This window comes from Cellulomonas sp., assembly GCF_017744555.1.
Classification (GTDB): Bacteria; Actinomycetota; Actinomycetes; order Actinomycetales; family Cellulomonadaceae; genus Cellulomonas.
This window is the reverse complement of the sequence record NZ_JAGIBD010000029.1, coordinates 1-20,206: the sequence shown is the minus strand read 5'-3', so window position 1 is coordinate 20,206 and position 20,206 is coordinate 1. Positions and strand designations below refer to the sequence as shown.

Genomic DNA, 20,206 nt, shown 5'->3' with positions numbered 1-20,206 from the left:
GCCCCGCGCACCCCATTTCCTCCCGCGCGGGGCCGGCTGCCGCCGTCCCCCCTCCTGGAGCCGTCATGACCCCCGCCCCCGTCGTCGTCCCCGCCGAACCGCTCGGCCCGCTGCCGGACGCCTGGCGCACCTGCGTCGGCACCGGCCGCCTCAACCTCGCGCTGCGCGCCGACTACCGCGAGTCGCTCGCGACGGTGCAGCGCGACATCGGGTTCCGGTACATCCGCGGGCACGGCCTGCTGTCGGACGACATGGGTGTGTACCGGCCCTACGACCACGACGGCGAGCGGCGCGTGCGGTACGGCTTCTCGTACGTCGACCAGGTGCACGACGCGTTCCTCGGACTCGGCATCCGGCCGTTCGTCGAGCTCGGGTTCATGCCGTCGGAGCTCGCGTCGGGCTCGCAGACGGTGTTCTGGTGGAACGGCAACGTCACGCCCCCGACGTCGTACGAGTCGTGGACGGAGCTGGTGGTCGCGCTCGTGCGGCACCTGGTCGACCGGTACGGGATCGAGGAGGTCCGGACCTGGCCGATCGAGGTGTGGAACGAGCCGAACCTCGACATCTTCTGGCAGGGCGCCGACCAGGCCGAGTACCTGCGCCTGTACGAGGCGACGGCCCGGGCGATCAAGGACGTCGACGCGTCGCTGCAGGTCGGCGGTCCGGCGATCTCGCCCGGGTCCGACGAGTGGTGGGCGCCGTTCGCCGAGTTCGTGACGAGCCGCGACGTGCCGATCGACTTCGTCAGCCGGCACGCGTACACGTCCGGACCCGCGCAGACCGTGCCGTTCGCTACCTACCAGACGCTCGACGCCCCGCAGGCGCTGCTCGACCAGTTCGACGCACCCCGCCGGCACCTGGCGGGCACCGCGCTCGCGGGCCTGCCCGTCCACATCACCGAGTTCAACTCGTCCTACCGGCCCGACAACCCGATCCACGACACCGCCTACAACGCCGCCTACCTCTCGCCCGTGCTCGCGGGCGGCGGCGACCTCGTCGACTCGTTCTCGTACTGGACGTTCGCCGACGTGTTCGAGGAGATCGGCGTGCCGACGTCGCTGTTCCACGGCGGCTTCGGCCTGCTCACGCACCGGCAGGTGCCCAAGCCGACGTACCACCTGTACGCGTTCATGGCGCGGATGGGCCGGCACGTGCTCGCCCGGGGCACGGACCACCTCGTCTGCTCGGACGACGACGGGCGCGTGACGGTGCTCGCGTGGCAGCCCGTCGGTGGGACGGACGCGCCTGCCGCCGAGGAGCGGCACACGGTGCGCCTCTCGCTCCCGGTCCTCGCCGGCTCGGTGCCGGGCGCGACCGACGACCGCACCGCGTTCGTCGTCCGGGAGCGCGTCAACGAGCAGGACGGCAACGCGTTCGCCGCGTGGCGCGAGCTCGGCCGGCCCGCGTCCCCGACCGAGCGGGACGTGGACCTGCTGCGCGACCTGGCCCGGCCCGCGACGTCCCACGCGGCCCTGCCCGTGGTCGACGGCCGCGTGCAGCTCGACCTCGAGCTCGCACAGCACGAGGTCACGTTCGTGGAGGTCCGGCCGGTGCGACCCGAGCAGCACGACGGGCTCGACGACCGTCGCCTGCTCGGCGCGTCCGACGACCGGCTCGTCGCCGACCCGCCCGGCCGGGGCCGGGCCGCGCGACTCGTGACCGGCGGCACGGCATGGTGAGCGGATGAGCCGCGACGCCGAACGCTTCTCCGAGGTCGGCCGGGGCCCGCTGTCCCGGTGGTCGGCGGTCGTCTACTGGGCGCTCGTGATCGAGGGGCTCGTCGTCCTCACGTCGCTGCCGGGCCTCGTGCTCCTGCTCGTGCTGGACCGGTCCCCGGGCAACGCGCCGTTCTTCGCGCTCGCGGCCGTGCCGCTCGGGCCGTCGCTCGCCGGAGCCGTGTTCGCGTGGCGGCAGTGGACGGCGACGCCGTCGGGCGACCGTGACCTCGCACCCGCACGCCACTACCTGCGCGGGTACCGCCTCAACTGGCGCGACGTGCTGCTGTGGTGGGTGCCGACGCTCGTCCTGCTCGCCGTGCTCGGCATCAACGCCGCCGGCGGAGGCCCGTTCGCGCTGGTCGCCGTGCTGCTTTGCGTGGCCGTGCTGGCCTGGGCCGGCAACGCGCTCGTGCTGTCGTCGGTGTTCTCGTTCCGCACCCGCGACGTCGCCCGGCTCGCCGCCTACTACCTCGCCGCGAAGCCCGGGCCAGGCCTCGGGGTCGTCGCACTGGTCGTGATCGGGGTCGGCATCGCCGTGCTCGCCACCGACTGGCTGCTGCTGCTCCTGCTGTCGGTCCTGGTGCTGCTGCTCGTCCGCAACGCCGGTCCGGTCATCGCGGACGCGACGGAGAAGTTCACCGCGTAGCACCGCCCGTCGCGCCGCCCGCCCGATGGGCAGCGCGTCCGCGCGGCGCTCCGATCAGTAGATCCGGCGTCCCCGGGCGTCCGGGATGCCGCTGTGCCGGTAGACGTACGTGCAGAGCTGGTCGCGCCACTCGTGCGCGCCGCGCACCTGCTCGGCGAGCCGTTCGGTCACGCGTGCGTGCAGGTCGGCGGGCACCTGGCCGGCCAGCCGCTCCCACGCCGCCGCGTTGACCTCGGTGCGAGCCGCGCCTGCCCAGTGCGTGTCGTACACGTGCTGCGCGACGGACACCCCGCTGTGCAGCTCGTGCGACCAGGGCACGTGGTGGAAGAACAGCAGCAGGTCGTCGGGGCACGTCGTGACGTCCTCGTAGACGTCGCGCCACGGCGCGGGGTACTGACCGGTGAAGCCGGTGCCCGTCGCGCGCGTGCGGTCGACGCCGATGCCGTCGCGGTCGGCGAAGTGGTACGTGCCCCACGGGGTGTACTCGTAGCCGTCGACGTCCGGGCCGTAGTGGTGGCCCGGGCGGACCATGAAGCCGACGCCGAGCGGCGCGGTGTAGTCCTCGTAGGTGCGCCACGAGCCGTCGAGGATGCCGTGGACCGTGTCGCCGACCGACGGCGGCGCGTCGGGGAACGTCAGACCGATCCACTCGTCGAGCAGCGCGACCGGGTCCGCCGACGGGTCCCACGCGAGGCGGGCGAACGTGTAGAGGTTGGCCTGGGCGAGCGGGTGGCCGGTCCAGAACTCGTCGTCCCCGACGTTGGACACCGCGACGACCCCACCGGCGGGCGCGTCGGCGGAGCCCGCCGCGACGTCCGCGACCGTCGGTCCGGTGTCGCCCCACAGCCGGAACCGCAGGATCTCCGACCATTGCGGCCCCAGCCATACGGCGTGCCGCTGCTGCCCGGTGTACTCCTGGGTGACCTGCAGCTCGACGGCGAGCCGGGTCCGCGCCATCGCGGCGATCACGGGGGAGACGGGCTCGCGCGTCTGGAAGTCCATCGGGCCGTACTTCACCTGCAGGACGACGTTGTCGTCGAACCGGCCGTCGAGCGGCGCGAAGTGGTCGTGCGCGGCGCGGGCGCGGTCCGTCGAGCGGTCCCGCCAGTCCTGGTGGTGGTCGTAGACGAACGCCCGCCAGAACACCGTCCCGCCGAACGGCTTGAGGGCGCGGGCCAGCAGGTTCGCGCCGTCGGCGTGGTCCCGGCCGTACGCGAACGGTCCCGGCTGACCCTCGGAGTCGGCCTTGACGACGAACCCGCCGAAGTCGGGGACCGCCGCGTAGACGCGCGCGACGGCGTCGGCCCACCAGGCCTGCACGTCGGGGTCGAGGGGGTCGGACGCCGGCAGGCCGCCGACCGTCATGGGCGCAGCGAAGCTCACGGACAGGTACACGCGGATGCCGTGCGGCCGGAACGCCCCCGCGAGCCGGACGACCCCGTCGAGGTGGTCGGTGAGCAGGCGCGCCTCGGTCACGTGCACGTTGACGTTGTTCAGCCCGACGGCGTTGATGCCGACGGACCCGAGCAGGCGCGCGTACTGCTCGACGCGCGTCAGGTCGTCGCGCACGCGCCCGTCCGCGTAGAAGATCGACCCGCCCGCGTACCCGCGCTCGACCTGGCCCATCACCGGGTGCACGGTCATGTTGTCCCAGTGGTCGAGCATCCGGACCGGCTGCACGGGCGCGTGCCGCTCGTCCGCACGGTCGGAGCCCAACGCGTCGTCGCCCTGGCGCACCACGTGGTGCAGGCCGTGCAGCAGCGCGGCGCCGCCGGCCGCGCGCACCGACGTGACGCGGTCGCGGCGCCCGACGACGAAGGCCTCGTCGCCCTCGACTGCCGGGTCGACGGTCAGCAGCAGGTCGGCTGCCGCGGGGTCGTCCACGACGGTTCCGCCGTGCGCGGCGGTCGCGGCGCGGACCTCGTCGCGCGCGGTCGCGACGAGCGGCCCGTCGCCCCGGACGTGCACGCGCCGCACGCCGACCGCGCGCCACGCGGCGCTCGGCAGCCAGGCGGGATGGACGTCGGCCGGGGTGCTCGTCATGCGGTGGTCGTCCTCGTCGTGGCGTCGGGGGTGGTCTTCCGTGTGGCGCTGCGGCCCGCTCACCAGTCGTGGACCGTGCCGTCCTTGAGGCGGTTGAACGGCAGGTATGCCGGCTGGTACGGGTAGCGACCGGCCGCGGCGTCGTCGTACTCGACCCCCAGGCCGGGGACCTCGCCGGGGTGCAGGTAGCCGTCGTCGAACGTGAACGTCTGCCGGAACACCTCGTCGGTCCGGGAGCCGTGCTGCATGTACTCCTGGATGCCGAAGTTGTGGATCGCGAGGTCCAGGTGCAGCGCCGCGGCCATGCCGACGGGGGAGATGTCGGTCGGCCCGTGGATGCCGGACTTGATCTGGTACTGCGCGGCGAAGTCGAGGATCCGGCGCAGCGCCGTGATGCCGCCGGTGTGCGTGACGGCGGACCGCACGTAGTCGATGAGCTGCTCGCGGATGATCGTCTGGTAGTCCCAGACGGTGTTGAACACCTCGCCGATCGCGAGCGGTGTCGTGGTGTGCTGCCGGACGAGGCGCAGGGCGTCCTGGTTCTCCGCGGGCGTGCAGTCCTCGAGCCAGAACAGGTCGTACGGCTCCAGGTCCTTGCCGAGCCGGGCGGCCTGGATCGGCGTCATGCGGTGGTGGCCGTCGTGCAGCAGCGGCAGCTCGGGCCCGAACTCGTTCCGGACCGCCTCGAAGACCGTCGGGATGTGCCGGAGGTACGCGCGGGTGTCCCAGTCCTCCTCCGCGGGCAGGGGTGCGCGCTGCGCGGGTTCGTAGTCGTAACGCCCGCTCGTGCTCCGCTGCGCCGCGACCCCGTAGACGGCGTCGATGCCGGGCACCGACGTCTGCACGCGGATGGACCGGAAGCCGAGCTCCTGGTGGTGGCGGATCGAGTCGAACAGCTCGGGCAGGTCGCGGCCGCTCGCGTGGCCGTACGCCATGATCCCTGTGCGGCTCGCCCCGCCGAGCAGCTGGTACAGCGGCAGGCCCGCGACCTTCGCCTTGATGTCCCACAGGGCGACGTCGACCGCGGCGATCGCGGCCATCGTCACCGGCCCGCGCCGCCAGTAGGCGCTGCGGTACAGGAACTGCCACGTGTCCTCGATGCGGTGCGCGTCGCGGCCGAGGAGCAGCGGCACGACGTGGTCGTACAGGTAGCTCGCCACCGACAGCTCGCGGCCGTTGAGCGTCGCGTCACCGAGGCCGACGACGCCGTCCTCGGTGGTGATCCGCAGCGTGACGAAGTTCCGGTCCGGGCTCGTGACCAGCACCTCGGCGGACCGGATCGCGCTGCCGGATCGTGCGGGGCCGCGGGTGACGGCGACCGGGTCGGCCGGCGCGTCGGGGTGGACGGCGTCGAGCGTGGCGTCCGGGGCTGTGCGGGACGCCTGGGCGGCGGCGGAGGGCGCACCCGGCGCAGGGTCGGCGGCGGAGGGCGCGCCCGGAGCGGGGTCGGCGGTGTTCGGCGTCGAGTGGTCAGGCTGCGTCATGGCGGTGGAGTCTCCTGATCCGCGCGCGTCACCGGTCCGTCGCCCTCGACGGGGGTGCACGCGCCTCGGCGAGCCTACGGTCGTCACCCGGCGGGTGGCAATCGTTTGCCAGACATTGCCAAGCGGCGGACCGAGCGCCACCATGACCCGGTGACCGACAAGCCGCCGACCCTGCGCGACGTCGCCGCCGCGAGCGGCGTCGCCATCTCCACGGCCTCCCGCGCCCTCTCGCGGCCGGGCCGCATCAACGAGGAGACCGCGGTCCGCGTCCGCGAGGCCGCCGCCGCCCTCGGGTACACCGTCGGTGCGTCCGGACGGGCGCTCAGCTCCGGCAAGACCGGCACCGTCGCGCTCGTCGTCCCCGACGTCAGCAACCCGTTCTTCTTCGGCATCGTCCGCGGCACCCAGGCCGCCCTGCGCGCGGCCGGCTACACGCACGTGCTCGTCGACACCGAAGAGTCCGTGCAGGCCGAGGAGCGTGCCCTGCGCATGCTCCGGACCAGCGCGGACGGCGCGGTGCTCGCCGCCCCCCGGCTCGGCGACGAGTGGCTCGTCGCCTGGTCGTCGGCGCTCCCGCTCGTCACGCTGAACCGGCCCGTCAACGGCGCCGGCGTCGTCATCGACACCCCCGGTGGTGCCGTGCAGGCCCTCGAGCACCTCGCGTCCCTGGGCCACGAGCGCATCGCGTACGCGGGGGGACCGCGCACCTCGTGGTCCGACGGCCGCCGGCGCAACGCCCTGCGCGCCGCCGCCCGCCGCCTGCGCGTCGAGGTCGTCGTCCTCGGCCCCTACGCACCCCAGCGCGAGGCCGGCGCTGCGGCCGCCGACGCCGCCTGGCAGTCCGGGGCGACCGGCGTGCTCGCGTTCAACGACCTGCTCGCATTCGGCATGCTCGAACGGTTCGGGGCGCGCGGCGTCGACGTTCCCGGGCAGATGAGCGTCGTCGGCTGCGACGACGTGTTCGGCGCCGACCTCGTCCGGCCCGCCCTCACCACCGTCTCCGCCCCGCTCGAACGGGCCGGTCACCGCGCCGCCGACCTGCTGCTCGCCACGATCGACCGCCGCTCACCCGGACCGGCCGGCGCCTACGACGAGCTCCCGACGCACCTCGTCGTCCGCGACTCGACCGGCCCCGCGACACCGCGCTGAGGACGAGGTCAGGCGGTGCGGCCTGCGCGCCGGCCGACGACACCGGAACGATCCGGACCGACGTGCGCCCGACCGTTCAGGCGGTGTCGTCGCCGCCCTCCAGCGCGGCCAGCAGGCCGGCCCCGTACCGGTCGAGCTTGGCCGCGCCGACGCCGCTGATCGTCCCGAGCTCCTGCAGCGACGTGGGTCGGCGCTCGACGACGGCCCGCAGCGTCGCGTCGTGGAACACCACGTACGCGGGCACGCCCTGCTCGCGTGCGGCACCGGCGCGCCAGGCGCGCAGCCGCTCGAACAGCTCGGCGTCGGGACCGTCGAGGTCCGCCGCCGCAGCCCGCCGACCGCCGCGCTCGTCGCGCGACCCCCGCGACCGGGGCGCCTTCTCGACCTCCCGCCGCAGCCGGACCTCGCGCTCGCCGCGGAGCACCTCGGCGCTCGCGGGTGCGAGCCGCAGGGTGCCGTAGCCGTCGGTGTCGACACCCAGGAGCTCGGCCGCGAGCAGCTGCCGGACGACGCCCCGCCACTCGCCGTCGGACAGGTCGGTCCCCACGCCGAACGTCGACAGCGACTCGTGGCCGAGCTGCTGCACACGCGGGGTCGACTTGCCGCGCAGGATGTCGACGAGGTGCCCGACGCCGTACCGCTGACCCCGCTGCTCAAGCCGCACGACGGTCGACAGCAGCTTCTGCGCGGGAACGGTCCCGTCCCACGACTCCGGTGGGCTCAGGCACGTGTCGCAGTTGCCGCACGGCTCGGCGCCGCTCTGCCCGAAGTAGTTGAGCAGCTGCACCCGGCGGCAGGACACCGTCTCGCACAGCGCCAGCATCGCGTCGAGGTGCTGCGTCAACCGGCGCCGGTGCGCGGCGTCGCCCTCGGACGTGTCGATCATGCGGCGCTGCTGCACCACGTCGGCCAGCCCGTACGCGAGCCATGCGGTCGACGCCAGCCCGTCCCGGCCTGCGCGACCGGTCTCCTGGTAGTACCCCTCGACGGACTTCGGCAGGTCGAGGTGCGCGACGAACCGCACGTCGGGCTTGTCGATGCCCATGCCGAACGCGATGGTCGCGACCATCACCACGCCGTCCTCGCGCAGGAACCGTGCCTGGTTGCGCGCCCGGACCTGCCGGTCGAGACCCGCGTGGTAGGGCAGCGCCGGGATGCCCTGGTCGACGAGGTACGCGGCGGTCTGCTCGACGGACGCGCGCGAGAGGCAGTAGACGATCCCCGAGTCGCCCGGGTGCTCGGTGCGCAGCAGGTGCAGCAGCTGCGCGCGCGGGTTGTCCTTGGGGGCGATCCGGTACTGGATGTTGGGCCGGTCGAAGCTCGCGACGAAGTGCCGGGCCTCGCGCAGCTGCAGCCGCTCGGCGATCTCGGCGTGCGTGGCCTCGGTCGCCGTGGCGGTGAGCGCGATGCGCGGCACCTCGGGCCACCGCTCGTGCAGCATCGACAGCTGCAGGTAGTCGGGCCGGAAGTCGTGCCCCCACTGCGACACGCAGTGCGCCTCGTCGATCGCGAACAGCGCGACGTGCCCCTGGTCCAGCAGCTCGACGGTCTCGCGCACGCGGAGGCGTTCGGGTGCCAGGTAGAGCAGGTCGAGCTCGCCCGCCAGGTACGCCTGCTCGACGGCCCGGCGCTCGTGCGGCTGCTGCGTCGAGTTGAGGAACCCCGCGCGCACGCCCAGGGCCGACAGCGCGTCGACCTGGTCCTGCATGAGCGCGATGAGCGGGGAGATGACCACACCCGTGCCCGGCCGGACCAGCGCGGGCACCTGGTAGCAGAGCGACTTGCCGCCACCGGTGGGCATGAGGACGAGCGCGTCGCCGCCGCCCACGACCGTCTCGATGATCTCGGCCTGGTCACCGCGGAACTCGTCGTAGCCCCACACCCGGCGCAGGACCTCGAGCGCCGACGGCGGCGGCCCGTCGACGACCAGGGTCGCGGCCGGACGGGACGGTGCCTCACGCGCCGGCAGGCCGTGCCCGGCAGCCACCGAGCGCGACGGCCTCGGCGGGGTGGCCGCCGCACGCGAGCCGCTCCCGGCGCCCCGGGGCGGTCCCGACGACCACGGGTCGACGAGGTCGGGCGGGACGTCGTCGTACGCGGGGTCGTAGGGCGGCTCGTCGAGCGGCGGCTCGTCGTACGCCGCGAACGGCAGGTCGTCGACGGCGGCGTACGCGGGCTCGTCGGACGGTCGGGAAGGCACGCGCCCACCCTACGAGGGCGAGCCGACACCCACGCCCACCCGAGGAGGCCCGGGGTGCGCGCCGGCGCCGCGCAGTGCCTGTGGGCGGTTCGCCGGACACCGCGACCGACCGCGCGCCCCAACTCGTGCCACCTCCCGCCCGCGGTCCGTAGGGTGACGGCATGGGAACCGCACTCGTCACCGGCGCCAGCGCCGGCCTCGGACTGGAGTTCGCCTGGCAGCTCGCCACGGCACGGCACGACGTCGTCCTCGTGGCCCGCAACGAGGAACGGCTCACGCGCCTCGCCGACCAGCTCCGCGCTGCCGCCGGCGTCCGCGCGGAGGTGCTCGTCGCCGACCTCGCGGACCGCGCCGACGTGGAGCGCGTCGCCGAGCGACTGCGCAGCGCCGAGAACCCCGTCGGCCTGCTCGTCAACAACGCCGGGCTGGGCCTCAACCAGCGCTTCGTCGAGGGCGACCTCGCCCGCGAGGAGGAGGCGCTCGAGGTCATGGTGCGGACGGTGCTCGTCCTGTCCCACGCCGCGGCGGGTGCGATGGTCGAGCGTGGCAGGGGAGCGATCCTCAATGTCGCGTCCGTCGCCGCGCTCCTCGCGTCCGGCACGTACTCCGCGCACAAGGCGTGGGTCCGCTCGTTCACCGAGGGCCTCGCCGTCGAGCTGCGCGGCACCGGCGTCACCGCGACCGCGCTCTGCCCCGGGTTCGTGCACACCGAGTTCCACGAGCGCGGGCGCATCGACGTCAGCGCCTACCCCGAGATCGCGTGGCTCAACGCCGAGGACGTCGTCTCGACGGCGCTCGCGGACGTCCGCCGGGGCGCCGTGATCTCGACGCCGAGCCTGCGCTACCAGCTCCTCTCGGGGGTCGTGCGCCTGTCGCCGCGGTCCGCGATCCGTGCGGTCGGCCGGTACCGCAAGGCTCTGGAGGCCGACGCGCAGTGACCGTGCGCCTGGCGCGGCCGGACGGGCGTGTGCGCAGGACGTGCGAGGACGGTGAGCGCGGGACGGGCACGGCGCCGCGGCCGGTAACCTGTCGGCCGTGACTCAGGACCTCTCCCCGACGCCCCGCGAGCAGCTCCTCGCACTCATCAAGGACCTCGCGGTCGTGCACGGCAAGGTCACGCTCTCGTCGGGCCTCGAGGCCGACTACTACGTCGACCTGCGCCGCGCGACGCTGCACCACCGGGCGGCCCCGCTCATCGGCCACCTGCTGCTCGACCGGCTCGAGGAGGTCGGTCTGGGCACCGCCGAGATCGACGCCGTCGGCGGCCTCACGCTCGGCGCCGACCCCGTCGCGACGTCGCTCCTGCACGCCGCCGCGTCGCGCGGGCAGGACCTCGACGCGTTCGTCGTCCGCAAGGAGGCGAAGGCGCACGGCATGCAGCGCCGCATCGAGGGGCCGGACATCGCGGGTCGCAAGGTCGTCGTCGTCGAGGACACCTCGACCACCGGCGGGTCGCCGATCACGGCCGTCGAGGCTGCCCGTGAGGCGGGCGCCGAGGTGGTCGGTGTCGCGGTGATCGTGGACCGTGCGACGGGTGCGCAGGAGAAGATCGAGGCGCTCGGCGTCCCGTACCACTTCCTGTTCAGCCTCACGGACCTCGGTCTCGCCTGACGGTCGCAGCATGACGAGTCCCCACCTGCGGCGGTGGACGACGGCGGACGCAGGTGCGCTGCACGCCGCCGTCCTCGAGAGCCCCGACCTCGCGCGGCAGCTCGGCGGTGCCGAGCTGGGTGACCTCCGGGCGTGCGGCGAGCTCATCGAGGGTGAGCTCGCGGTCTCCTCGCCGTCGCAGCACCACTTCGCGGTCGTCGTCGACGGCACCGTGGTCGGCAACGTGGGCGTGGGCAGCGTGGAGCACGTGCACGAGACGGCGTGGACGTTCTACTGGCTGACGGCCAGCGCCCGCGGGCAGGGACTCGCGACGCGCGGCCTGGCGACGGTCGCGCGCTGGGCGCACGACGAGCTCGGGCTGTTCCGTCTGGAGCTCGGGCACCGCGTGAACAACCCCGCGTCCTGTGCGGTCGCGACCCGTGCCGGCTTCGCGGCGGAGGGCGTCGAGCGGGCGAAGCTGCGGTACGGCGCCGAGCGGTACGACGTCGAGACGCACGCGCGGCTCATCACCGACCCCGCGCCCGGCGTGCGGACGCTGCGGCTCGCCGCCTGACGCTCGCGCGCCAGGCGCGCGCCAGGGACTCAGACCCGGTCGACGAGGTCCTGGATCGACGGGACGATCTCGTTCGGCCGGAACGGGAACCGGGCGACGTCCGACTCCTTCGTCGACCCGGTGAGCACGAGGAACGTCCGCAGACCGGCCTCGATCCCGGCGACGACGTCGGTGTCCATCCGGTCGCCGACCATCACGGTGGTCTCGGAGTGCGCGTCGATGCGGTTGAGCGCGGACCGGATCATCATCGGGTTGGGCTTGCCGACGAAGTACGGCTGCCGCCGGGTCGCCGCCTGGATCATCGCGGCGACGGCACCGGTGGCCGGCAGGTCGCCCTCGGCGCTCGGGCCGGTGACGTCCGGGTTGGTGGCGATGAACCGCGCACCGCCCTGGATGAGCCGGATGGCCTGCGTGATGGCCTCGAACGAGTACGTGCGGGTCTCACCGAGGACGACGAAGTCGGGCTCCGCGGCGGTGAGCGTGTACCCGGCCTCGTACAGGGCGGTCGTCAGGCCCGCCTCGCCGATGACATACGCGGACCCGCCGGGCATCTGGTCGGTGAGGAACTGCGCGGTCGCGAGCGCCGAGGTCCAGATGGCGCCCTCGGGCACGTCGATTCCCGACATCGACAGGCGTGCCCGCAGGTCGCGCGGGGTGAAGATCGAGTTGTTCGTGAGGATGAGGAACGGCCGCTCGGCGTCCCGCAGCGCGCGGACGAAGTCGGCGGCGCCGGGCAGCGCGGTGCCCTCGTGGACGAGGACACCGTCCATGTCGGACAGCCAGGAGCGGATCTCGCGGGTCACGCGCCGAACGCCTTGCGCTCGACGGCGTCGCGCTCGGCCTGCTCGTCGTACCGCTCGTCGCGCTCCGTGACCGGAACCCCGGCAGCGGCCGCAGCGCGTTCCTTGCGGCGCTTGCGCCACAGCTCGACGAGCACCGGCAGGACGGACGCGAAGACGACGAGGACGAGGAGCGCCTCGATGTTCTCCTTGATGAACGTGATGTTCCCGAGCCCGTAGCCGAGCCACGTGACGCCGCCCGCCCACAGGACGACGCCGATGAGGTTGAACTTCACGAAGTGCTTGTACGGCATCCGCCCGACGCCGGCGGCGACCGACGCGTACGTGCGCACGAACGGGATGAACTGCGCGACGATCAGCGTCCGGCCGCCGTAACGGTCGAAGTAGGCGTACGTCTGGTCGATGTACTTCTGCTTGAAGAACCGCGAGTCCGGCTTGTTGAAGACCTTCGGGCCGAGGGTCCGGCCGATCCAGTAGCCGCACTGCGTGCCCGCGAACGCCGTGACGATCAGCAGCAGCGACAGCGGCCAGATGCCGATCGGGATGTCCAGCGAGTCCTGCGCGACGAGCGCCCCGGCCGTGAACAGCATCGAGTCGCCCGGCAGGATCGGGAACAGCAGCCCGACCTCGACGAAGATCACCGCGAGGATGCCGACGAGCGCGGCCGTCCCGAACGAGTCGATGAGGTGCTGCGCGTCGAGGAAGTCGGGCATGAGCGTGTGCACGGGCGCGCCCGCGTGGACGGCGGGCAGGGCGGCCGCGAGGGCCGTCGTCGTGAGCATGCGGTCCAGCCTACGGTGCGGTCTGTGGCCGACACGTGCGAGCGTGTGACCAGGGTGTGCGCGGCCTGTGGGTCGGGGGTGCGCGGCGGGCGGCGTGGAGAATGGGCCGTCCGTGTGCGCAGGAACGTCGGCCGGTGCCGGTTCGTTGGCGGGTTCGTGGCAGGAGGTGCGGTGCGGTCCACCGTGAAGGACGTGGCGGCGCGCGCCGGGGTGTCCCCGAAGACCGTCTCGAACGTCATCAACGGCACGGTGTTCGTGCGGCCCGAGACGCGCGCCCGCGTCGAGGAGGCCCTCGCCGAGCTCGACTACGTGCCGAACCTCGGCGCGCGCGGCCTGCGCAACGGCCGGTACGGGCTGATCGCGCTCGCGCTGCCCGACCTGTCGACCGCGTACTCGGCCGAGCTCGCGCACCACTTCGTCGAGGAGGGGCATGCGCGCGGCTGGGGCGTGCAGATCGAGGAGACGGCCGCCGAGCCGCGTCGTGAGCGTGACCTGCTGTCGCGCGCCCGGTCGCAGCTCGTCGACGGGCTGGTGCTCAACCCGGTGTCGCTCGAGGACTCCGTCATCAACGACGAGGTGGGCCTCGCGCGCGGGCCGCTGCCGCCGACCGTCCTCATCGGCGAGGTCGTCCAAGGACGCACCGACCAGGTGGGCGTCGACAGCGTGCTGGGTGCCCGGCACATGACGGAGCACCTGCTCGCGACCGGGCGACGGCGGATCGCGGTCGTCGGTGCGCCGGGAGCGATCGAGACCGCGGCGGCCCGGCAGCGCACCGAGGGGTACCGCCAGGCGCTCGAGGCGGCCGGTGTGCCGCTCGACCCGTCGCTGGAGATCACCGTGCCGCGGTGGACCACCGAGGCCGCGGTCGACGGCGTCCGCGCGTTCCTCGACGCGCACGAGCCGCCCGACGCGTTCTTCTGCTTCACCGACTCGATGGCGGTCGGTGCGGTCAGCGTGCTCTGGAAGCGGGGCCTGCGGGTGCCCGACGATATCGCCGTGGCCGGGTTCGACGACGTCGTGGCCAGCCGCTACGCCGTGCCGCCGCTCACGACTGTCGCCTTCGACCTGCGGCAGCTCGTGGTGACGACGCTGGAGCTGCTCGCCGAGCGGATCGCCGAGCCGGGGCGCGCGCCGCGGCGCGTCATGGTGCCGCACCACGTGGTCGCGCGGGAGAGCACCGCGGCCGTCGAGGCCTGACCGCGCCGGGGTCCGCGCGGCACGGCGACCCGTCCCGCGCGAGGGCCGGGCCAGGGCGCCCACCGCCGTCCGTTCTCTCCCGGAATTCGCCTCTTGCCCACCCGTTCCAACGATGTAATGATCGGTCACGTCGAGCACTCCAGGCCTCACGGCCTCCGGGAGCGCTCGATCCCTTCTCGGGGTACAACGATGTAACCGCGTGTGTCTCACGAAGGAGTGACGGCATGAGAACGCACCACGCACCACCCGGTCCCCAGGACCTGGTCGCCCGCGCCGCGAACGTGGAGCTCAGCCGCCGGCAGATGCTGCTCGGCTCGCTCGCCGCCCTCGGAGGGGGTGCCGTGCTGGGCAGCCTCGCCGGCTGCGCGCCCTCCAGCGCGTCCGCGTCGGGCGTCCCCGAGCTCAGCTTCTGGCACCTGCTCAGCGGCGGCGACGGCATCAACATGGCCAACCTCGTCGGGAAGGTCAACGGCGAGCACGACGGCTACCACGCCACCCAGACCGTGCTCGCGTGGGGTGCGCCGTACTACACGAAGCTCGCGATGGCGAGCGTCGGCGGACGGGCGCCCGACGTCGCGATCATGCACGCCTCACGCGTCGCCGGCTACGCCCCGGGCGGCCTGCTCGACCCGTGGGACCTCGACATGCTGGCCGAGGTCGACGTCGCGAAGGCCGACTTCCTCGACCGCGTGTGGGCGAAGGGCGGCCTGAACGGGACGCAGTACTCCCTCGCGCTCGACTCGCACCCGTTCATCCTCATGTACAACACCGACGTCGCGTCGAAGGCCGGCGTGCTGGGGCCCGACGGGCAGCTCGCGCCGATCAGCAGTCCCGACCAGTTCCTCGAGGTCGCCCGCGCGATGCAGGGCGTCACCGGCAAGCACGGCCTGTCGTACGGGTACCTGGGCGACGGCGCCCAGATGTGGCGGCTGTTCTACACGCTGTACAAGCAGCACGGCGCCGACTTCGACCTCTCGGGCACCGTCGCGAAGGTCGACGAGGACGCGGCGGTCGAGTCGCTCCAGTTCATCCAGCAGCTGCTCGACGGCACGATCTGCACCCCGAACGGCGACTACGGCACCGCGGTGTCCGAGTTCATGTCGGGGGAGAGCGGCATGTTCCTCACGGGCGTCTGGGAGCTCCCGACGGCCAAGAAGGCCGGCATCCCGTTCGACGCCCAGCCCATCCCGACGCTGTACGGCACGCCCGCGGCGTACGCCGACTCGCACGCGTTCACGCTGCCGCACCAGTCCAGCCCGGACCCGGTCACGCGCAAGGCCACGTACCAGTTCGTGAGCGACCTGCTGCACCAGTCGCTCGACTGGGCCGAGGCCGGTCACATCCCGGCGTTCCAGCCCGTCATCCAGAGCCCGGAGTACCAGGCGCTCCTGCCGCAGGCGCACTACGCGCCGGCCGCCGAGATCCTCAACTACGACCCGGAGGCGTGGTTCACCGGGTCCGGCAGCGACTTCCAGAACTACTTCCTGGAGACCGTGCAGAACGTCTACCTGCAGGGCGACGACGCCGCCAAGGGCTTCGCCGCCTTCGTCCGTCGGGTGAACGTGCAGCTCGCCAAGCCCAACCCGGTCTGACCGTCACCCCGATCGACGAAGGAGTCCGATCGTGTCCTCTGCAGCCCTCGACGTCGGCGCCGGCGCCACCCGCGCCCGCACGTCGGCGTCCGACCAGCCCCGCACCCGCACGCAACGGTCCCGCAACACGCAGGTCGGCTGGCTGTTCGTCGCACCGTTCGTCATCGTCTTCGCGATGTTCCTGCTGTGGCCCCTGATCCACGGCTTCTACCTCAGCTTCACCGGCGAGAGCATCACGGGCGCCGGCGGTGCCTTCCTCGGGTTCGACAACTACGTCGAGGCCCTCAAGGACCCGATCATGTGGCGGTCGATGCTCAACACCGCCTGGTTCACGCTGCTGTCGACGATCCCGCTCGTGCTCGTCGCCCTGGTCATGGCCCTGCTCGTGTTCCAGGGGCTGCCCGGCCAGTGGCTGTGGCGGCTGTCGTTCTTCATGCCGTTCCTCATGGCGTCGACCGTCGCCGCGCAGTTCTGGATCTGGATGTACAACCCGCAGCTCGGCCTCGTGAACTACCTGCTCGGCGCCGTCGGCATCGAGGGGCAGGCCTGGTTGCAGGACCCGACCTGGGCCATGATCGCCGTCGTCGTCGAGACCCTGTGGTGGACGGTCGGGTTCAACTTCCTGCTCTACCTGACGGCCCTGCAGAACATCCCCGAGCAGCAGTACGAGGCCTCCGCGCTCGACGGCGCGGGCCGGTGGCGCCAGATCTGGTCGATCACGATCCCGCAGCTCGGCCCGACGACCGTGCTCATCGTGATCCTGCAGGTCCTCGCGTCGCTCAAGGTGTTCGACCAGATCTACGTCATGACCCAGGGTGGTCCCGGCGGCGTCACGCGACCCGTCGTGCAGTACATCTTCGAGACCGGGTTCACGGGGTACCGGTTCGGCTACGCGTCGTCGATCGCCTACATCTTCTTCGCGGTCCTCGTCGTCGTGTCGCTGGTGCAGTTCCAGTTCACGCGGAGGAGCCAGTCATGACCACGAGCGTCGCGCCCCAGCCCAACGCCGCCTACCGGCCCGGCTACACGCGGGGCTACTTCGCGCGGGCCGCGAATCTGCGGACCGGTGAACGCTTCTGGAGCGTCGGCCGCATCGTGGCGATCCTCGCTCTGGTCGTCATGGCCGTCGCCTGGCTGCTCCCGTTCCTGTGGGCGGTCGTCACGTCGTTCAAGTCGGAGACCTCGGCCGCCGCGACCCCCGTCTCCTGGCTGCCGTCCGACGGGTTCACCACCGACGCCTACACGAGCGTGCTGCGGGAGGGGAACATCCCGCTGTGGACGTGGAACAGCCTCGTCACCGCCACGGCGATCACGGCCATCACGCTCGTCGTGTCGTCGCTCGCGGCCTACGCCCTCGCGCGGATCGACTTCCGGGGCCGGCGGTGGCTGTTCCTGCTGATCGTCGCGTCGATCATCGTGCCGCCGCCCGTGCTGATCGTGCCGCTGTTCTACGAGATGCTGAACCTCAACCTCGTGGACACCTACTGGGCGATCATCCTGCCCCAGCTCGTGCACCCCGCCATGGTGTTCGTGCTCATGAAGTTCTTCCAGCAGGTGCCCGTCGAGCTCGAGGACGCGGCCCGCATCGACGGCGCCGGTCGGGTGCGGGTGTTCTGGTCGGTCGTGCTGCCGCTGTCCCGGCCGATCCTCGCCGCCGTCGGGATCTTCGTCTTCGTCCTGGCGTGGAACAACTTCCTGTGGCCGTTCATCATCACCAGCGACGCGTCGCTGATGACCCTGCCCGTCGGCCTGCAGACCGTGAAGAGCGCCTACGGCCTGCAGTACGCCCAGACGATGGCGTCCGCGGTGCTCGCGGCGCTGCCGCTCATCGTGGTCTTCCTGTTCTTCCAGCGGCAGATCATCCGCGGGTTCTCCACGACCGGCTTCGGCGGTCAGTGAGCAGGCCGAAGATCCCGGACCACGATTTCTTCAGCCGATAAGTTCGCCCCGGGCTCGACCCGTTCCACCTCCCGACCTGAGGAGCCTCAGTCTCATGACCACCGCACACGTGACGCTCGACCGTGACTTCACCGCCGGTGAGGTACCGCGCCGGATCTTCGGCTCGTTCGTCGAGCACATGGGTCGGTGCGTCTACACCGGCATCTACGAGCCCGGGCACGCCGCCGCGGACGACCGGGGGTTCCGCACCGACGTGCTCGACCTCGTCCGCGAGCTGGGCCCCACCGTCATCCGGTACCCCGGCGGCAACTTCGTCTCCGGGTACCGGTGGGAGGACGGCGTCGGACCGCGGTCCGAGCGGCCGCGCCGGCTCGACGGCGCGTGGCACACGGTCGAGTCCAACGCCTTCGGGCTGCACGAGTTCATGGACTGGTCGCGCGTGGCCGGCGTCGAGGTCATGGAGGCCGTCAACCTCGGCACGCGCGGCGTCGACGAGGCCCGTGCGCTCGTCGAGTACGCCAACCACCCCGGCGGCACCGAGCTGTCCGACCTGCGCCGCAAGAACGGGCACGACGAGCCGTTCGACATCAAGCTGTGGTGCCTCGGCAACGAGATGGACGGCCCGTGGCAGATGGGCGCCAAGACGGCCGACGAGTACGGGCGCCTCGCCGTCGAGGCCGCGAAGGCCATGCGGCTCGTCGACCCGACCATCGAGCTCGTCGCGTGCGGCTCGTCGGGCTCGCAGATGCCGACGTTCGGGTCCTGGGAGCAGACCGTGCTGCGGCACACCTATGACCAGGTCGACTACGTGTCCCTGCACGCCTACTACCAGGAGCACGACGGCGACCACGCGTCGTTCCTCGCGTCCGCCGTCGACATGGACCACTTCATCGAGTCCGTCGTCGCCACCGCCGACGCCGTCCGGGCCGCCGGCAAGCACACCAAGCGCATCCACCTCTCGTTCGACGAGTGGAACGTCTGGTACCAGACCGGCAAGGACACCGAGGACCAGCCGCACGTCATCGAACGGGCCAACATCTGGCGCGAGCACCCGCGGATCATCGAGGACGAGTACAACGTCACCGACGCCGTCGTCGTCGGGACCCTGCTCAACTCGCTGCTGCGGCACGGCGACCGCGTGAAGATCGCCAACCAGGCGCAGCTCGTCAACGTCATCGCACCGATCCGCTCCGAGGAGGGCGGCCCGGCGTGGCGGCAGTCGATCTTCTGGCCGTTCGCCCGGACCGCCGAGCTCGCGCGCGGCGAGATCCTGCGGGCCGTCGTGCGGTCCGACCGCTACGACACGTCGCGGTTCGGCGACGTCGACCTCGTCGACGTGTCGGCCACGTGGTCGCAGGAGCACGGCCGCGTCGCGCTGTTCCTCGCGCACCGCGGCCTCGACGACGACGCCACCGTGACCGTCGACCTGCGCGGCTGGACCGCCGGCCGGGTCACCCGGGCCGAGGTCCTCGACACGCCCGACGGCGGCGACCGGTTCTCGTCCAACACCGAGGACCGGCCGGACACCGTCGGGCTTCGCGCTCTCGACGGCGTCACCGTCGACGGGAGCACCGTCACCGTGCGTCTGCCCGCACTCTCGTGGGCGGTCGTCGAGCTGGAGGCCACGGCCTCCTGACGGGTCGGTCGACCCGGTTCGCCCACGGACGCACCGCGACCGCAGCCCGCGCGGCTACGGTGACGCGCGTGGCCTCCGAGCACGACGACACCCCCGACGCACGCCCGCACGAGCCGACGCACCAGGCGCGCGACCTCGACGCGGTCGGCGTCGGCCCATGGCAGGGTCCGCTGCCCGACGACCCCCGCTACGACCCGGAGCTCCTGGCCCACGGCGACCGCCGCAACGTGGTCGACCGGTACCGGTACTGGACGGTCGAGGCGATCGTCGCCGACCTCGACACCCGCCGGCACCCGTTCCACGTGGCCGTCGAGAACTGGGCGCACGACCTCAACATCGGGTCGGTCGTCCGCACCGCCAACGCGTTCGCCGCCGCCGAGGTGCACATCGTCGGCCGCCGCCGCTGGAACCGCCGCGGCGCCATGGTCACGGACCGCTACCAGCACGTCCGCCACCACGCGACGATCGACGACCTGCTCGCCTGGGCCGCCACGGGCGGACCGGACGGCGCGGCGATCCCGGTGCTGGGCGTCGACAACCTCCCCGGCTCCGTCCCGCTCGAGGGCTACCCGCTGCCCCGCTCGTGCGTGCTGCTGTTCGGCCAGGAGTCCGTCGGCCTGTCCGACGCCGCACGCGCGTCGGCCGTCGACGTGCTGCACATCGCCCAGTTCGGGTCGACGCGCTCGATCAACGCCGGTGCCGCCGCCGCGATCGCGATGCACGCCTGGATCGGGCAGCACGCGGTGGGCGAGGCCTGACGGCGCGGCCGCCCGACACCCGGCCGGTTCAGCCGTTCTTGACGACGATCGCCTTGCCGGTCGTGTCGAGGTTGTTGGTGTAGGTGGTGACCGCGGTGGTGGTGGCGGGGGAGATCACGTTGCAGGCCTTGCGGCTGT

At 72.6% G+C, this 20,206-nt stretch carries 17 protein-coding genes; 12 read left to right on the top strand and 5 right to left on the bottom strand.

All coding sequences use genetic code 11. From position 1 onward, the window contains the following. The first annotated feature begins 65 nt into the window (after positions 1-65). Together J7523_RS16025 and J7523_RS16020 are read left to right on the top strand one after the other, a co-directional pair. Entirely contained in the window at positions 66-1,679 is a 1,614-nt protein-coding gene (locus J7523_RS16025) for a xylan 1,4-beta-xylosidase (RefSeq protein WP_291888785.1), read from the top strand. A 4-nt stretch (positions 1,680-1,683) separates the two neighbouring features. Beyond that, positions 1,684-2,364, top strand: a complete 681-nt coding sequence (locus tag J7523_RS16020; protein ID WP_291888782.1) for a glycosyl transferase — start codon at positions 1,684-1,686, stop codon at positions 2,362-2,364. Positions 2,365-2,418: 54 nt separating this feature from the next. Here J7523_RS16020 and J7523_RS16015 read toward each other — a convergent pair whose 3' ends face one another. Next, complete coding sequence (locus J7523_RS16015) at positions 2,419-4,407, bottom strand: alpha-glucuronidase (RefSeq protein ID WP_291888781.1); 1,989 nt, start codon at positions 4,405-4,407, stop codon at positions 2,419-2,421. A gap of 59 nt (positions 4,408-4,466) precedes the next feature. Further along, on the bottom strand, positions 4,467-5,891 hold the full coding sequence (manD, locus tag J7523_RS16010; RefSeq protein WP_291888778.1) for a D-mannonate dehydratase ManD: 1,425 nt from the start codon (positions 5,889-5,891) through the stop codon (positions 4,467-4,469). Positions 5,892-6,041: 150 nt separating this feature from the next. On the opposite strand from manD, the gene J7523_RS16005 reads away from it, so the two are divergent. Next, complete coding sequence (locus J7523_RS16005; RefSeq protein ID WP_291888776.1) at positions 6,042-7,040, top strand: LacI family DNA-binding transcriptional regulator; 999 nt, start codon at positions 6,042-6,044, stop codon at positions 7,038-7,040. A 76-nt stretch (positions 7,041-7,116) separates the two neighbouring features. Here the strand turns inward: J7523_RS16005 and recQ are convergent, their stop codons facing one another. Further along, positions 7,117-9,240: a DNA helicase RecQ gene (recQ, locus tag J7523_RS16000; protein ID WP_291888773.1), complete on the bottom strand. Its 2,124-nt coding sequence runs from the start codon at positions 9,238-9,240 to the stop codon at positions 7,117-7,119. 161 nt (positions 9,241-9,401) lie between these two features. Between recQ and J7523_RS15995 the strand changes: the two genes are divergently transcribed. From J7523_RS15995 to J7523_RS15985, 3 genes are all read left to right on the top strand, one after another. Next, entirely contained in the window at positions 9,402-10,178 is a 777-nt protein-coding gene (locus J7523_RS15995) for an SDR family NAD(P)-dependent oxidoreductase (RefSeq protein ID WP_291888770.1), read from the top strand. A gap of 97 nt (positions 10,179-10,275) precedes the next feature. Continuing rightward, positions 10,276-10,851, top strand: a complete 576-nt coding sequence (pyrE, locus tag J7523_RS15990; protein ID WP_291888768.1) for an orotate phosphoribosyltransferase — start codon at positions 10,276-10,278, stop codon at positions 10,849-10,851. 10 nt (positions 10,852-10,861) lie between these two features. Next, a complete protein-coding gene (locus J7523_RS15985; protein WP_291888765.1) occupies positions 10,862-11,404 on the top strand; it encodes a GNAT family N-acetyltransferase in 543 nt (180 codons plus the stop codon). A 29-nt stretch (positions 11,405-11,433) separates the two neighbouring features. Here the strand turns inward: J7523_RS15985 and J7523_RS15980 are convergent, their stop codons facing one another. After that, on the bottom strand, positions 11,434-12,207 hold the full coding sequence (locus J7523_RS15980) for an HAD-IIA family hydrolase (RefSeq protein ID WP_291888762.1): 774 nt from the start codon (positions 12,205-12,207) through the stop codon (positions 11,434-11,436). Continuing rightward, entirely contained in the window at positions 12,204-12,986 is a 783-nt protein-coding gene (locus J7523_RS15975; RefSeq protein ID WP_291888759.1) for a VTT domain-containing protein, read from the bottom strand. The genes J7523_RS15980 and J7523_RS15975 overlap by 4 nt, the downstream gene beginning before the upstream one ends. A gap of 171 nt (positions 12,987-13,157) precedes the next feature. On the opposite strand from J7523_RS15975, the gene J7523_RS15970 reads away from it, so the two are divergent. The 6 genes from J7523_RS15970 (at position 13,158) to J7523_RS15945 (ending at position 20,068) form a co-directional block, all read left to right on the top strand. Then, positions 13,158-14,183, top strand: a complete 1,026-nt coding sequence (locus J7523_RS15970; RefSeq protein WP_291888757.1) for a LacI family DNA-binding transcriptional regulator — start codon at positions 13,158-13,160, stop codon at positions 14,181-14,183. 224 nt (positions 14,184-14,407) lie between these two features. Then, positions 14,408-15,775 carry an extracellular solute-binding protein gene (locus tag J7523_RS15965; protein ID WP_291888754.1) on the top strand — a complete coding sequence of 456 codons (1,368 nt, stop codon included), beginning with the start codon at positions 14,408-14,410 and terminating at the stop codon, positions 15,773-15,775. Positions 15,776-15,806: 31 nt separating this feature from the next. Further along, complete coding sequence (locus J7523_RS15960) at positions 15,807-16,754, top strand: sugar ABC transporter permease (RefSeq protein ID WP_291888751.1); 948 nt, start codon at positions 15,807-15,809, stop codon at positions 16,752-16,754. Then, a complete protein-coding gene (locus J7523_RS15955; protein ID WP_291888748.1) occupies positions 16,751-17,674 on the top strand; it encodes a carbohydrate ABC transporter permease in 924 nt (307 codons plus the stop codon). Before J7523_RS15960 ends, J7523_RS15955 begins: the two co-directional genes overlap by 4 nt. Positions 17,675-17,768: 94 nt before the next feature. Continuing rightward, positions 17,769-19,310 (top strand): alpha-N-arabinofuranosidase, encoded by a 1,542-nt coding sequence (locus tag J7523_RS15950; RefSeq protein ID WP_291888745.1) that lies wholly within the window; start codon positions 17,769-17,771, stop codon positions 19,308-19,310. Between the two features lie 68 nt (positions 19,311-19,378). Continuing rightward, entirely contained in the window at positions 19,379-20,068 is a 690-nt protein-coding gene (locus J7523_RS15945) for a TrmH family RNA methyltransferase (protein WP_291888742.1), read from the top strand. Positions 20,069-20,206: the final 138 nt, after the last annotated feature.

Excerpts from the sequence above, each read along its gene's own strand:
- J7523_RS16015 (WP_291888781.1), bottom strand. The coding sequence starts at position 4,407 with ATGACGAGCACCCCGGCCGACGTCCATCCCGCCTGGCTGCCGAGCGCC.
- J7523_RS15950 (WP_291888745.1), top strand. The coding sequence starts at position 17,769 with ATGACCACCGCACACGTGACGCTCGACCGTGACTTCACCGCCGGTGAG.
- J7523_RS15955 (WP_291888748.1), top strand. The coding sequence starts at position 16,751 with ATGACCACGAGCGTCGCGCCCCAGCCCAACGCCGCCTACCGGCCCGGC.
- J7523_RS15975 (WP_291888759.1), bottom strand. The coding sequence starts at position 12,986 with ATGCTCACGACGACGGCCCTCGCGGCCGCCCTGCCCGCCGTCCACGCG.
- J7523_RS16025 (WP_291888785.1), top strand. The coding sequence starts at position 66 with ATGACCCCCGCCCCCGTCGTCGTCCCCGCCGAACCGCTCGGCCCGCTG.
- J7523_RS15995 (WP_291888770.1), top strand. The coding sequence starts at position 9,402 with ATGGGAACCGCACTCGTCACCGGCGCCAGCGCCGGCCTCGGACTGGAG.
- J7523_RS15985 (WP_291888765.1), top strand. The coding sequence starts at position 10,862 with ATGACGAGTCCCCACCTGCGGCGGTGGACGACGGCGGACGCAGGTGCG.
- J7523_RS15965 (WP_291888754.1), top strand. The coding sequence starts at position 14,408 with ATGAGAACGCACCACGCACCACCCGGTCCCCAGGACCTGGTCGCCCGC.
- J7523_RS16020 (WP_291888782.1), top strand. The coding sequence starts at position 1,684 with ATGAGCCGCGACGCCGAACGCTTCTCCGAGGTCGGCCGGGGCCCGCTG.
- manD (WP_291888778.1), bottom strand. The coding sequence starts at position 5,891 with ATGACGCAGCCTGACCACTCGACGCCGAACACCGCCGACCCCGCTCCG.